11 protein-coding genes are annotated in these 13,977 nt (G+C 46.8%); 4 read left to right on the top strand and 7 right to left on the bottom strand.

Going from position 1 to position 13,977, the window contains the following annotated elements; all coding sequences use genetic code 11:
* Positions 1-24: 24 nt before the first annotated feature.
* The 3 genes from J3999_RS10865 to J3999_RS10855 all read left to right on the top strand — a co-directional run bounded on the left by J3999_RS10865 (position 25) and on the right by J3999_RS10855 (position 4,231).
* Positions 25-771: a YdiY family protein gene (locus J3999_RS10865; protein WP_208127922.1), complete on the top strand. Its 747-nt coding sequence runs from the start codon at positions 25-27 to the stop codon at positions 769-771.
* A 278-nt stretch (positions 772-1,049) separates the two neighbouring features.
* Complete coding sequence (locus tag J3999_RS10860) at positions 1,050-2,381, top strand: hypothetical protein (RefSeq protein ID WP_208127921.1); 1,332 nt, start codon at positions 1,050-1,052, stop codon at positions 2,379-2,381.
* On the top strand, positions 2,378-4,231 hold the full coding sequence (locus J3999_RS10855; protein WP_208127920.1) for a hypothetical protein: 1,854 nt from the start codon (positions 2,378-2,380) through the stop codon (positions 4,229-4,231). The genes J3999_RS10860 and J3999_RS10855 overlap by 4 nt, the downstream gene beginning before the upstream one ends.
* Before the next feature lie 19 nt (positions 4,232-4,250).
* Here the strand turns inward: J3999_RS10855 and J3999_RS10850 are convergent, their stop codons facing one another.
* The 3 genes from J3999_RS10850 to J3999_RS10840 form a co-directional block, all read right to left on the bottom strand.
* Positions 4,251-5,003 carry an outer membrane lipoprotein-sorting protein gene (locus J3999_RS10850; protein WP_208127919.1) on the bottom strand — a complete coding sequence of 251 codons (753 nt, stop codon included), beginning with the start codon at positions 5,001-5,003 and terminating at the stop codon, positions 4,251-4,253.
* Positions 5,004-5,025: 22 nt separating this feature from the next.
* Positions 5,026-7,050, bottom strand: a complete 2,025-nt coding sequence (locus tag J3999_RS10845) for a hypothetical protein (RefSeq protein ID WP_208127918.1) — start codon at positions 7,048-7,050, stop codon at positions 5,026-5,028.
* 189 nt (positions 7,051-7,239) lie between these two features.
* Positions 7,240-8,988 (bottom strand): YcaO-like family protein, encoded by a 1,749-nt coding sequence (locus J3999_RS10840; protein ID WP_208127917.1) that lies wholly within the window; start codon positions 8,986-8,988, stop codon positions 7,240-7,242.
* 159 nt (positions 8,989-9,147) lie between these two features.
* Between J3999_RS10840 and J3999_RS10835 the strand changes: the two genes are divergently transcribed.
* Positions 9,148-9,426: a hypothetical protein gene (locus tag J3999_RS10835; RefSeq protein ID WP_208127916.1), complete on the top strand. Its 279-nt coding sequence runs from the start codon at positions 9,148-9,150 to the stop codon at positions 9,424-9,426.
* A 72-nt stretch (positions 9,427-9,498) separates the two neighbouring features.
* Here the strand turns inward: J3999_RS10835 and J3999_RS10830 are convergent, their stop codons facing one another.
* The 4 genes from J3999_RS10830 to J3999_RS10815 form a co-directional block, all read right to left on the bottom strand.
* Positions 9,499-10,386 carry a hypothetical protein gene (locus J3999_RS10830; RefSeq protein ID WP_208127915.1) on the bottom strand — a complete coding sequence of 296 codons (888 nt, stop codon included), beginning with the start codon at positions 10,384-10,386 and terminating at the stop codon, positions 9,499-9,501.
* Between the two features lie 13 nt (positions 10,387-10,399).
* Positions 10,400-10,873: a universal stress protein gene (locus J3999_RS10825; RefSeq protein ID WP_208127914.1), complete on the bottom strand. Its 474-nt coding sequence runs from the start codon at positions 10,871-10,873 to the stop codon at positions 10,400-10,402.
* Between the two features lie 203 nt (positions 10,874-11,076).
* A complete protein-coding gene (gene tsaB, locus J3999_RS10820; protein WP_208127913.1) occupies positions 11,077-11,835 on the bottom strand; it encodes a tRNA (adenosine(37)-N6)-threonylcarbamoyltransferase complex dimerization subunit type 1 TsaB in 759 nt (252 codons plus the stop codon).
* A 1-nt stretch (position 11,836) separates the two neighbouring features.
* On the bottom strand, positions 11,837-13,795 hold the full coding sequence (locus tag J3999_RS10815; protein WP_208127912.1) for an ATP-dependent DNA helicase: 1,959 nt from the start codon (positions 13,793-13,795) through the stop codon (positions 11,837-11,839).
* Positions 13,796-13,977: the final 182 nt, after the last annotated feature.

Below are 13,977 nucleotides of genomic sequence, written 5' to 3'. Positions count from 1 at the left end.
GGTTAACAAACCAAGGAATTTAATATGCACTTAAATCGTCACAACTCTACACCCAAACAATCCAGCATCGCTCTATCCACCTTACTGACGGCTGTACTGGCGACTCCGGTCATGGCTGACGGTCTTAGTGGCTCCGGTGAACTCGGTTACAGCGATTCCGACGGAAATACCGTCAGTACCTCGCTATACGGGTCATTAAAAGCCAAATACACCCAGCCGGTGTACGAAATCAAAACACTGATCGAAGCCAACTATAAATCTGAAAACGATATCCAGACGCAAGAACGTTATCTTCTGGATGCACAGATGAATCGCTTCTACAACGAAGCGCACAATTACTACAGCTTCGTTGGCGCGCGTTTTGAAAAGAGTAAATTTGAAGGCGTTGATCTGGACGCGACCTATACGTTGGGTCTGGGTAAAGAGCTGTACAAAACACCAAGCACGCAATTCCTTGTCGAACTGGGTGTGGGTTATCAGACCATCGATTACTCGGACGAGTTCGGTAACGGCTCTGAAGACCAGGTAATCGGACGCTTTAAAGCCGAAGTCAACCACAAATTAACTCAATACGCGGACTTCTCACAGGATGTAACCGCGACCTTTGGTGAAGCGAACACAAAAACCGAAGCCAACACCGCAGTCAAAGTCAAAATGGCAGAAAAACTGCGTCTGAGTGTCGGTTATAAATACCGTCACAACTCCGATCCGGCCGACGGCGCACTGAAACTGGATACCCAGACACTCATTACACTGGTATACGACTTCTAAACTTATTTATGTCGAGGCGGAACTTACTCCGCCTCTTCGCACTTAAATCTTATCCAGCCCTCTCCAGCCGTTCGTGCGCCCTTCAGTCATCCTTCCAGATTTTATACCCGTATAAAAAAGGCTTGCTTATTCCCCAAATCCTTTTCGTTAATAATACGGTTTTAAAAAGTGTTCTTAATAAAACTAATTCAATGCATTTTCAACGCGAAGCTCTCCTCCGACACACTTTCAAGACACTTGCATTTTCTATCCTTTTTTCCATTTCTTCTGTACAGGCTATGTCAATCGAAGACTCTGACATTCCCGTCGCATCCGGAGAGCCGCTACTGCAGGAATTGGCCAGTATCGGAAAGGGACTGGATATCCGTCACAGTATTCGTCACCAACATTATTTCAACGGAAAACTTTTAGCGGATGTTTTTTTAGGACTGCATGAAGGCACCTATTTCGGCTCCGACTATGAACTCAGTTACGGTCTGAAACTGGATTTAACAGAGTCCCGTCGCACTGACGATAACTTTTCCATAAACCATTTCTCATTTGCCTCATTGAATGAGCACTTTGATTATCGAATCGGTAAATTTGTTTCAAAAATCGGTACGCTTGATTACCTTGGCAACATCAACCCGTTGAATGAGTTACAACTAAACTATTACGATGAAACCAACATTAATCTGCGCTTTGCTCCGGCCTGGATGGCACAATTCAATTGGTATAACAACGATGAAGCGACAACCAGTCTGCACTTCAAGCCCCTGAACAAGGAAGAATACGCAATAAACAGCGGTTTTTATCAATACGGCCTTAACGTCTTCATTCCGTTCTTAATGGTTAACACCGGTAATGACGACTTGAATCTGGTGGGCGAAAAAGTTCTGCTGCCGGTGTATGAAGACAACGGCAAGGCGGCAGTCAGTAAATACCTCAGCGAAAACTGGCCGGATACCGAACACTCGTTCGAGAATTCCACCGTCGGCATCAATCATTTAATAACCCGCGACAATTTCATTATCGGCTTTTCTGCGTTCAGCGGCTTAGCGAAAATTCCGCTGATAAAGATCAACCCGGAGTTGTTAAATGACTTGGCGTCTACTGACAGCTCCGATAAAGCCTCCTATATCGAACAGTATCTGCAAAATGACGATAATTCGCCCATCGTGCAGATGGAATTCGAACGTTTTTATCAGGCCGCCGCTTATTATGAAACCTCCTGGAACCAGTTCGGCTTAAGAGGCGAATTAAGTTACCGGGACAAGCTTCCGCTTCTTGACCGGGTAACCAACCAAGCGACTCTCGGTTTTGGCGCGGATTACCGCAACGGATTCTATACCAGCCTGGAATTACAGTATTCGTATTACGATAAGGTCGATGCGGCCAGCAGTGTCGCTTTCTGGTTGCTTGAACTTGAACCATGGCATAAAGACGGCTGGGAATTCACCTTTCAGAATGTTTTGACGGCGGCCCGCGTCAAGGAAAATTCGATTAAAGCCGATTTGGTAAAGCTGGCTTTGGACAAAAAAGATTTGCAGATCGCTTTTGAATATCTGCTGCATGACAAACAGGAATATGCTCCCAATTCTTTCTCAATGCGTTTAAAGGTTAAGTTTTGATTAATCTGGCTAAATTGACCGTCATCCTGATCAGTATCATTTTCAGTCTACTGCTTGGCAGTCATTTGACTTTTACGCAAACCGACATCACTAAATTTTTCCCGCAGACCATTACAGAATCAACTGTCGAAGAGCTCAAACTCAGTCAGCGCTACCTCTTCGTCAGTAGCCACAATCCCGGAGAGGCCGCAGATCTTGAGCAATCGGGACTGGTGAAACAGCTTATCGCCATCCCCTCCAAGCAGGACGAGCAATACAACTCGCTATTAATTTATTCGATTGATAAACAGCCTGGGATTTTACAGTTCCTTAAAGAGAATAAAATTCTGGGTCCGCCGGTAATCGGTGCGATCTTATCGAAAGAGTTTGTCGAGGAACTCTTGCACTATCTGTGGCTGTTTATACCGGTAATTATTTTGGGCATTTTTTTTCTGACCGGGTATCGCTTTTTATTGAACGCACTGCTGGAAATCGCCCTTTTCTCGGTTTTGTTACTAGGCATAATTCAGTTTTACTCGATCGAATTGAACCCTGCGTCCTTACTCGCTCTTCTGTTTGTCTACATCTATGTTTTTACCCTGCTGAATCAATTGTATTTCAATAAGCTGGATGCAAAATCGCTTCGCCTTAGCTTCATTGTATCGGTCGCCACCACCTGGTTAAGTGGAATACTCCTATACCTGTCCGACTTCGGTTTAGTCAGCGACTTCGGTTACGCATTAACCATTTGGATCAGTGTCTTGGCCTTTTATCTAGCTATCCGACTGCAATTTATTGATCAGACTCGCCTGACTCTTAACTGGTTCCGGTTCAAACCTATCGTCTACAAAGCGTCATTTATCTGGACGGGGCTATTACTGCTAGGTGCTACGTGTCTGGTTGCCTACCAGACTAAGCCCGTTGCGGTAGAACTCAATCCGCTGAGCCTGTCATCGCAACATCAACAAATTTTACAGTTTGAAGCAGACGTTTCTCTTGCCCAGCCGTTTATGATGCAAATTCACTCGAATGAGTGCTCTTTGCGCGAATTGGAGTGCACCTTGAAGTATCAGAATTTTATCGCGCAATTGTTTAAAGAGACGGATATCAAATATCGGACCTTGTTTGATATGGGCTCTGCCTACCGGCAATTCAGTGACGAGCCGTTATCCGCAACGGATTCTCGCAAGTTTTCCCAGTTCAAGCTGGCAAACGACATGATGGGGCTGGACAGGTTTCTGTTTGGCAATGACGGCCGAAACACCTTCTTTATAGGGGCAATTAGTCTGCTCGAACCGGTTTCCACCCTGGTCGAACTAAAAACCACGATGGACCATGCCGACCTGAAGCGGTCGGGATTTACGGTAAAACTATTGGGTCATACATCGATGGCTGAAACCTATCAAAACCGATTTATCCTTGAAACAGCCTACAGCCTGTTTAACATTCTGCTGCTACTCAGCGCTCTATTCGCCATTCTGTTCAAACGACTGCGGGCATTGGTTACCCTTCTGCCCATTGCGCTTAGCCTGATGATATTCATGCTCTTGCATATGATTTTCGGTTTTGAACTTTCGGTGATCAGTCTGATTTCAGCCATACTGTTTGTCGGAATCGTGTCCGACAATCTGATTCATATAGCCCTTACTTACAAAAACCATGAAAAAGACTGTTTCAGAACGGTCTTTAAACCGGTCGTACTTTCAAACCTGATCATGATCGCAAGCCTGATGCTGATGGCCTTTTTTATGCAGGGCGTTCTGCATTTCTTTGGTATGGAATTAGCTATTTTGCTCTGCAGCCATCTTCTACTGAGCATACTGCTGCTGCCGACGCTCTTTAGAACCTATCTGTCCCGTTCGCCAGCATGATTGCTTTCGAAAACATCGTTCAAAGCGTTCTACAGCGCTTCAATTTGTTTTTTTGGAAGATTTCGCCGCTAAACGCCTGACTGACCGAGTTTTTTCGTACCCGGTACGATATCTTTTTACCGCTTGACGGATATTCAATCTGCCACGAAGTGATTAAAGGCTCACCGAAAAACGGTTGCATCTCATTGATAATGACCTTTTTTTGCAACTCACGACCTTTATAGACCCGCATCTGATAAAACTGATGCGAGTTTTTGTCGATAAAATACACTTCCTTCCGATCGCCCTCAAGCATCGTAAGTTGATAACTTAAACGTCCATTCAGTTCAACCGTTTCCAGAGGTTCGAACCGCCCTTGAGGCTCACCGAGATCCTCATAGGAGATCCCGATTCCAAAAACCTCATTACCCTTTTCCGAATCCGGAATGACGCGCAGCCTTTTAAGAGCGGGAAAATAGGCATAGCGCTGGGTTGTACCGACATCGCTGTTGATCAACACCGCTGTGCACTTGATGTCGTCCGGTTCAAGAAAACGGATAAGCAATGAACGCCTGGCATCCTGATCATACTTGGCCAGAAAAAAACTGCGCTCCTCGAAAGTATCCTCGGAAAATTGAATATGAGAATCAACGGTAAGCGATATTTTCGGCTGTGCGAATATTTTCACCGCTTCCTCGTATAATGCACTTTCCTCGCCTGCCGAGACGGTAGATGAAGCAAGCAGCCAAAAGACACTCAACGGCACGATAGATTTAAAAGCAGAAAAACGCATATTAATCGATCACATCTTTCAGTTAAGCAGACAGTTCGGGAATGGTATCAATGGCGTCCTGGGTAATTTCCCGCAGTGCTCTTTGATTTTCGAGTACTGCAAGCGAATACGCCTGCATATTCTCCAACATTGCCGTTACGTTCTTGTCGATCGTGCTAAGAATTAAATCTTCTGAATCCGGTGTATACCAATCTCGATCCAGAATGAGCGCCATTCCGCTCAGAATCAGATTGGTAATCTGTTTGATAACACCGTAGATCAGCACGCCAAAATCCAGAATCAGCATTTCCGTATAAACAATCAACTGCTCTGTATAGACAATTCTATCCGCCATCTCGCCGATGCGATCGGCCATAACACCGATCTGGACAGCCATCCAGAGGATGCGGTCAGCCATTATGCCGACCTCTTCGCCGCGGGAAGCAAACAGGTATCCGTACTCCATCCCCTGCATAGCAAAGTTATAGGCATCTTCTTCAATATCCATCGTAAAGTTATAGGCATATTCCGCCATCTGGCTGGCAAAAAGGTAAGCATCTTCTTCCGTATTGCTGGTAAATTCAAATGCCAGCTGTGCCAGTTCCAGTGCGAAATTATAGGCGTCCGTTTCGATACTGGCAGTCTCGGCGATGATTTGCTCGGAAAGGCTGGTACGGGTATTAATGTGCAGTGCGGCGATGGCATCCACTTCCGCCTGAAGATCGGTCTCTTCGTCAACATTTTCAGAGGCATAAGTCTGATCGACAAAACGCGAGAGAATACTTTGGAGGTTAGTCTGTAAATCAATATTGTTATAACTGAAACGGCTTATCGCCTGATCCGCCAGAGTAATCGGCGATTGAAACAAAAAGCTGAACGGCAAGGCAGTGCCATCCTCAGCGAATTCGGCACTGACCGTTTGTTTATTATCAATGTCGATAAAAGTGCTTAGCAGTTGCTTGATTGTAAAACCGGTAATCGCCAAAATCGCGGCATTGGTTCTGAGTTCTGTTCCCAACGCCTCATTACCACCAACCTGACTTCCTTCATCCGCATCAATTGCCGTGCGAATTTCCGCTGTGGCTGTACTCACCGTAGTCGTGACCATTGCCTGTGACAGCTCGAGCCATGTTATCAACAGACGCGCGATCAGATTGCCTGCAGTCAGATAGGTCGTCATGTAATTGACCGCTTCCTGCGAATTATCCGCCGACAAGTAGTCAATGCGATCAAGAGCAAGAACCGAGATGGCCGCAACCGACATTTTTGCAAAGCTCAACATGGTTTGACCTTTCGAATCGAAATTCAAATCCTGTAAAGCATTTTCCGTCACCGCCTCAAGAAAGCGTTCCAAAAACAGCTGCGCAAGAAACTGGATAACCAGCTGTTTAAGCACATCCGCGCTGACAATTATTTCGTACAACGCTTTTAAAACCGGTGTAATGAAATCGACTACCCACTTGAGGCCATAAGATGCGATGTAGTCTTGAATATTATCCAGAATACGATCAACCGCCGAAAATAATTCCTGCTCTTCGTCAGTCAATTCGGATTGCGCCGCACCTCTTGCTTGTGCCTGAGTGATTCCTATCGGGGAAACCGCATCGGTACTGGCGTAGGGATTTTTATAATCATATAGACGGAAAGTCGCCATCAACTTGGCTAATTGATGTTCAAAATCATCATACGCCTGTTGCTGGGAGTGAATCAGATCTTGCCAAATATTATCCGAATCCGGATCTGATAGATAATGGTTATAAGGCAGGAAGTCATTCGGCGAACGGGAATGGAAAAAATCGGCAATACTGCTGGAGACCGTCGTGCTGCGTGCAGTTGCTGCTGATGCGGGGGAAGAGCTTGCGATAATTTGACTGTTTTCAACCTGAAGATCATTATTGACCGCTGATACATCCGTCAGCTGATCGTTTGTGGTTGCAACTCTGGCGTCGATGCTGCTGAGATTGACCGCAGTGCTGTCCGATCCGCCACCGCAGCCGACGAGTGAAACCGGTAGCGATGTTGCGGCCGCCAAACGGCCGGCCAGCGTCATAAATTCTCTTCTTTTCATACAAAAGCTCCTTGCTTCGCCAGACATCGCTACCTGCAGGCTATAGCCTTCTATAGGTAGCAATGTCACAGCTTTCTTACCGAAATCGGCAATTAAAGGTTCTTCTTTTTTTACAAAAAGGAATAGTAGAACCTTAAAAAAGGACGCTAATTATATGTTTTCACAAGACAATAAACAATCTTTACTCTATCACTTGAATTTGTTTACAGCACGATAGATTTCCAGCATGGTCTGATGCTGTACGGAGCTGGAAAAGATTCGTATTCCGGTTGGAGCCCCCCAGAACTGCATGGATCCGTCAAGATGGGCTAAAACCTTATCGGCAACCTGATTACCGAATAGAGCCTGAACTGCGCTTGTATCCTGGATTCCGTCAGTCGTTTCTGAGAGCATGATTTCCAAGGCAAATTCAAAGGCTTTGTAGATCGAATATCGCTTATCGTTCGGATCAATAAAGAACCACACGCCACCGAGCGATTCCAGTGCTTCCTCGTATTCCTGCGCGGCCAACAAGCACCAGAATTTAAGCTGCAGGCAATTTATACCGGCCCAGAAACTCCCCTTATCGGCCATCAGCCCGATCAAGGAAGCGACTCCCTGGTGATCACTTAAACCTAATTGATCAATGAGATCGACAATTTGCAGTGGATCCTGATGATCTGGATAAGTTAACAGCGCTTCTCGCAACAGACGTCCAAAATTCTGATTTGCATCGACAATTTCGTGTTTAGGATAAACTTCGGACATCCCTGGAACGATAATTCTGCACGCTTCAAAGCCGTAATGATTGTAATTGGCGACATACACATCCGTACCCTGCTGATAGACCAGTTCACAGAGATGTGTCCACTGCTGTTCAACATTGCCGGTAAAATCCCAGGCGACAAATTCGTAATCGAAATCTCTGGCCACGAAATGACTGTGGATCAGCCCGCTGGAGTCGATAAAGTGGTTTTCAATGTTTTCGTCCGATGCGACATCGAACTGATCGAAACTTGGTGTCTGGAAGCCATCCAGCTCTTTAAGATGGCGGCCTTGCAGTGATTCGGTAAGCGTTCTTTCCACGGCAACTTCAAATATCGGATGCGCGCCGAATGAAGCGAAACAACGGCCGCTTGCCTGATGGAACAGCGTGACGTTCATAACCGGGAAAACACCGCCCAATGAAGCATCGCGCACTTCGGTATAAATCCCTTCTTCCTGCAGTGCAGCAATCGCTGTAACGACTTGCGGAAACTGATCAAGGACTTCCTGCGGAACCAGCGGCAGACAAATGTTTTCACGCAAAATACGGTTTTTAACCCATCGCTCGAATACCTCGGACAGACCCTGAACCTGCGCCTCAAGCGCGCTGTTACCGGCAGACAAGCCGTTACTGGCATACAGGTTACTGAGCAGGTTCATAGGGAAATAGCAGGTCTCGCCTGTCTTCTGCGAAATTAATGGCAGAGCTCGAATTTGATCGACATGATCATTCAGACTTAAAAAAGTATCGAACTCGAAATCGTCTTCGGCAAAATCCGCATATTCCTCGCTGTGACTCAAATCGGAATAAAACCGCCACAATTCGGGATTTAGCATCTGCTTGAAATTTTCGCGGTCATACGATTTTTCGTTCGGATAATACAACCAGTCGTTTTTGCTGGCCGCAAAATCGTTTTCCAACCAGTAGTCGGAAAAGAAATAATTTGTCGACAGTCGCTCAAGATATTCGCCCAGTGCGCTGGCTAGCGTGGCTTTTTCCGAAGCCCCCTTACCGTTGGTAAAAATTCCCGGGCAACTGTTTTCATAAATATGCAGCGAGTGAATTCCCGGAACCGGGTTTAATTTCAAGCCTTCACGGATATCAAACCCGACTTCGGACAGTATCGAACTGAGATGGGATATGGATTCTTCAAGGGGTTTCACCTTGCCTTTAATAAAAGTTGCTTCGCTCACAGAACGCTCCTCGTTATTCGTATTTTTCAGTATAAGTTTGCTTATTTTTGGCTAAGTAATTTTAATGAGTGGTTATTAAGATAAATCAGTAGAATGAAGAACAACCTAGCATTTTATTCAGGTATTTCTGTCATATTTCGAGCGACTGAAGGAGGCTATATGAAGAGAAGTTTACCCTTAACCGTATTGGCAAGCGGGCTGTTTTCACTTCCGGTTCTTGCCGAACCACATCCGGGCCAGGAACTCCACGACAGTGCAAACTGTATGAAGTGTCACGCGTCCCAACCTTATGATCCGGTCAAAACCCCGACCTATGAGAAACTTGTCAAAGCGGTCGCATTCTGTAACAACAACCTGAACACCGGAATGTTCGAGGATGAAGTGGAACAGTTGGCGGACTATCTCAATCAGGAATACTATAAACACCCGAAACCTTAATAAAATTCGGATCTGCCAACAAACAAAAGCCATATATTCAACGATATATGGCTTTTTTCGTTTACAGGCGGCTTATTTGTCTCTGCGTATGCTCTTGGTTAGCTGACGCAGTCGCTCTACCTTGTCTGTACCGGCATTTTCAATGCCCTCTTCATATAACTGATCCGCCGCGTCGAACAATACTTTGTCGATCGCTTCGATCATAAAATAGTCATAAGTACTCTCGGAAATCTTTTTCCAGTCGCGGCTTTTCGCCTGCCATAACTTCTGTAATTGGGGATGCTGGTCGAAAATCTTCTGCACCTGTTCGAGCATCGTGATCGCCGGCGCAATTCTTTCAAAAGCGTATAAGGGGCGATTATTCGTATCGTAAAAAACTTTACGATGGTACTTAACAAGATCAAATACCGGCACCAACTCCTCCAGACCGGCATTTTGCGCTTCACGCTGCGCACGGGCGATGCGATCAAGCGTCATTACCGGCGCATCGGACTTCCATCGACCGAAAACGATATACAGATTATTGCGCTCAACAAAATAGTGCTTACCCTCGCCCAGCTTCATACTCTGCGCACGCGGTACAACATAATGCAGACGCTGCTTGTCCAGTTTAGTGGTATCTTTCCATACTTCCCAGCCTGCTCCGTAACCCAGCGCCATAGCCTCGGGATCTTCTTTTTTAATCATCGGAATGCAGGAGCTGCCGTAATCATGGCCTTCAACATAATCCTGCACTTCAATCAGATAATCGCCGTTTTTTTCAAGACGTTGGACCGTCCCCACAATAAATGCGTCGTCCTTGATATTCCCGGCCGGAAAAGCCACGAAAACCGTATCGCCCGGTTTGAATTGATGAACATTCATTTTGGCCTGCGCGGAGGAGACGGCAAAAGCCATCAGTGCTGCGCAGAACGCGACCAATAGATGCATTGTTTGAGTTGTCTGTTTTAGCTCGGTCATAATTTTTTCGATTTCACTTCTGAGTCAGTTTAACGTTTAACACATCGCATTCCGCTTCGATCAATACCGAACGGCTGGTGCTGCCGATCAGATTGCGCAAGGCGGAATGCCCATGATATCCGATCAAAATACAATCGACCTGATGCTGGCTGGCATAATCGCATAACTCCTGAACGGGATGGCCGATCTGAATTTTAGCCTCTATTTGCAGCCTTTGACGAGAATCCTGCGGTATTGTCGCCATCCATTCATCCAACTGTTTACGGGCAACATCAAGCCACTGCTTGGTTAACTCCTCATCCCAAAGACCAGGAAGTCCGGTTACGGCGATATCTTCCAAAACCGGATTTACCGGCAGCTCTACCACATGCATCAGAGTGATTTTAGCCTGTAGATCCTTCGCCAGTTTTAGCGCCCGATTAAGTGCGGCGCGGCTGGAATCGGAAAAATCCACTGCGACCAATAGATGTTGATAGGACTTGTTCATATCATCTCCTCAAACTTGCTGGCATCCCGTGAAAGGAAGCATGTTTTGCGGTTGTTCACAGAAACTGTGGATAAGCGTGTGCGCAATCTTTTTGTAAGGCCAATAAATGCTTTATCATCAACGACTTTTCCACCATTGACTATAAATTAAGCAGCCTTGCAATAAAGAATCGTTACAAAATTCAAGGCTTGCAGAAAGTATTATTATTTCTCTTCCTGCTCTTTTAGCAACTGCTTCGCTTGACGCTCCTGAATCGTTTCGGCAACCTGATTACGCAAATACAATGGAACCGGCAACCCCTGTTGCAATGACTGCTTACGCGACAGATAAATTCCGGCCAAATTAAGCATCGCCATCGCATTCGGCTGTACTTCCCGATAGGCGGCGTTATCGGCGATTTCAGGATATTCGCGGGTGATATCACCGAAAATCAAGAAGCCGTGCCCTTTCCCCTGTGCCTGTCTCTGCAATACCTCAAGTTGTTCAATCACCTCCAGAGGCGAAATCAAAACGGCTTTTTCGGCTTGCCACGGAACCTCCGCAGCCGGGTCATACAAACCTTGTTGCAAATATATCTCATTCATGCGCGCATCCATCAGCGCACACCATTGTAACGGCTTTTGACGACTTTCAAACAGCACACTCTGATACGCCATCGCTTCCAGTGAAGAAATGCCCACGAAGTCGCTATTCCAGCCCAAAGCCAATCCCTGAGTCACGCCAGCAGCGATACGTACTCCGGTAAAAGCCCCTGGCCCCTCTCCGTAAGCGATAAGATCGACACTTTCGCCGTGAATACCGGCCTGCTGCAGCAATTCATCGATCATCGGCAGCACTCTATGGGCGTGCTTCTGCGGCGTCATTTCATGAATGGCATAGGTTTCTTCCTGGTGGCGCAAAGCAACCGAGCAGGCAACCGTGGAGGTATCAATCGCAAGAATGGTTTTTTGTGTATTGGACATATCAATCAGCTGTATTATCTAGTAATTTCAAAGCTTCCTGCGGGCTGTAAACCCAGGAAAAAGGCGGCAGGCTGTCACCGATGGTTTTACCATACCCCTTCGACGACAAACGCGGATCGCAAAGCATAAGCACACCGCGGTCATTGACATCGCGAATAAGACGACCGGCGCCCTGTTTCATAGCGATAACCGCTTCCGGCAGCTGGAAGTGCACAAAGGCATTCAAACCTTTTTCTTTCAGAAACTCTTCGCGCGCCTGCACAATCGGGTCATCAGGCGGTGCAAAGGGTATACGGTCGATCACCACCAGTTTGAGCGCCTCTCCTTTAACATCCACCCCTTCCCAGAAACTGCTGGTACCCAAAAGAATCGGCGCTTCAACTTCGCGGAAACGCTGCAACAGCGTGGATTTAGGCTGTTCGCCCTGAACCAGAAGCGTGCCGTGCCAGTGTTCTTTTAATATCTCACGTGCTTCCTGCAAAGCTCGGTGACTGGTAAAGAGTAAGAATGCCCGACCATCGCTGGCTTTTAATAGCGGCCAGGCGGCACGCAAACAAATTTTGATATAGCGCGGATCTTTCGGCTCGGGCAGACCGATCGGATGGTAGATAACCCCTTGAGTACGGTAATCGAACGGACTCAGCCAGTTCGCCGTTTTGGCATCGTTCAGTCCAAGACGCTTGGCAAAGTAATCAAAATTGTTACGCACACTCAGAGTAGCCGAAGTAAACAGCCAGGCACCGCCGATCGCTTCACGCTGACGACTGAAGGGAGCGGAAACATTCAACGGCGTCAGAAACAGACGGAAACGCCCCATTGAAGACTCAACCCAACGAATTTTATTTTCATTCGCTTCCGTACGCCAATCGATCAATTGCTCTAGGAATTCTTTAGAACGCTTGTGTACCGAAGCGATCTGCTTGCCGCGTTCACTGAGTTTTTTAAGATTATCAGCCAGTTGAGTAAGTGACTGAATAAGGCGCTTTAACTGCTGTTGAAACGCAGCCTGGGTTTCCAACTGTTCCCAGGTCCAGCGTTTTTCCCATTTGCCCAATGCTTCGCTAAGCAGTTTAACCTGTTCGCCGAACAGGTGTGCCTGATCGCTGATGGATTGCGATTCGGGCGCTTCCGCTTTCTGCGCACTGACAATATCACGAACCAGCTCGTCAAGCTGCGAGCGTGAAATGCTGAAGCCTAGAAACTGTGCGGCAATATCCGGGAGCTGATGTGCTTCATCGAAAATATAAATTTCCGCTTCCGGAAGCAGTTCGCCGAACCCTTGTTCGCGAAGCGCCAGATCGGCACAAAAAAGATGGTGGTTTACCACCAGGACTTGGGCTTCCTGAGCTTTCTGCTTCTGCTCGGGATAAAAACAACCTAAATCGCTCGAACAATCGGCCGCCTGACAGAATTCCAGACGGGCGCAGGTTTTACGCCAGATAGGATCGGATTCAGGGATTTCGGAAAGTTCCGCGCGATCTCCGCTCAGGGTCTTTTCTTCAACCCAGTCGCGAATCAATTCCAGCTTTTTCCAATCTTCCTTAGAATGCTGCTCCACGGTTTCGGTAATTTCCAGACGCTGCGGACAGATATAATTATCGCGGCCTTTAAGCAGTTGCGGCTTGCCTTTGATGCCGCACACCTTGTACAGCATCGGCAAATCCTTTTGCACCAGCTGCTCCTGCAACGTTTTGGTGGCAGTGGAAACGATCACTTTTTTCCCGGACAAGAGCGCCGGTACCAGATAAGCGAAAGTTTTACCGGTACCGGTACCTGCTTCGGCAAGTAAGGTTTCCTGCTGTTCAATCAGTTCCGCGACCTCATTAGCCATCTCGATCTGTGCTTCACGCGGTGCGTAGCCGTCCACCTGCTCACTCAGTACACCGTCGGCGCCCATCACCGCTTCGATCGTTAAATCAGTAACCTGAGTTGTCTTTTTGTTTTTTTTGCCCGAAGCCATAACTGGTTGCCAATAAAAAAATTTCCGGCCATTATACTGCATATTGGCTCAATCTTGAGGCCATCATATAACGCCGAAAAGGGAGCAAAACGCTCTATTTCACAGCCTTAATTCATTAAAGTTGAGCTGTGTATAAAGCTGTCGATAAATATAGGATAATTTTTGCGCCTGCAGGCTGGACT

It is taken from the genome of Thiomicrorhabdus sp. 6S3-12, assembly GCF_017571475.1.
Lineage (GTDB): Bacteria > Pseudomonadota > Gammaproteobacteria > Thiomicrospirales > Thiomicrospiraceae > Thiomicrorhabdus.
Note: the sequence above shows the minus strand (reverse complement) of the source record. Positions and strands in the feature narration are given on the sequence as shown.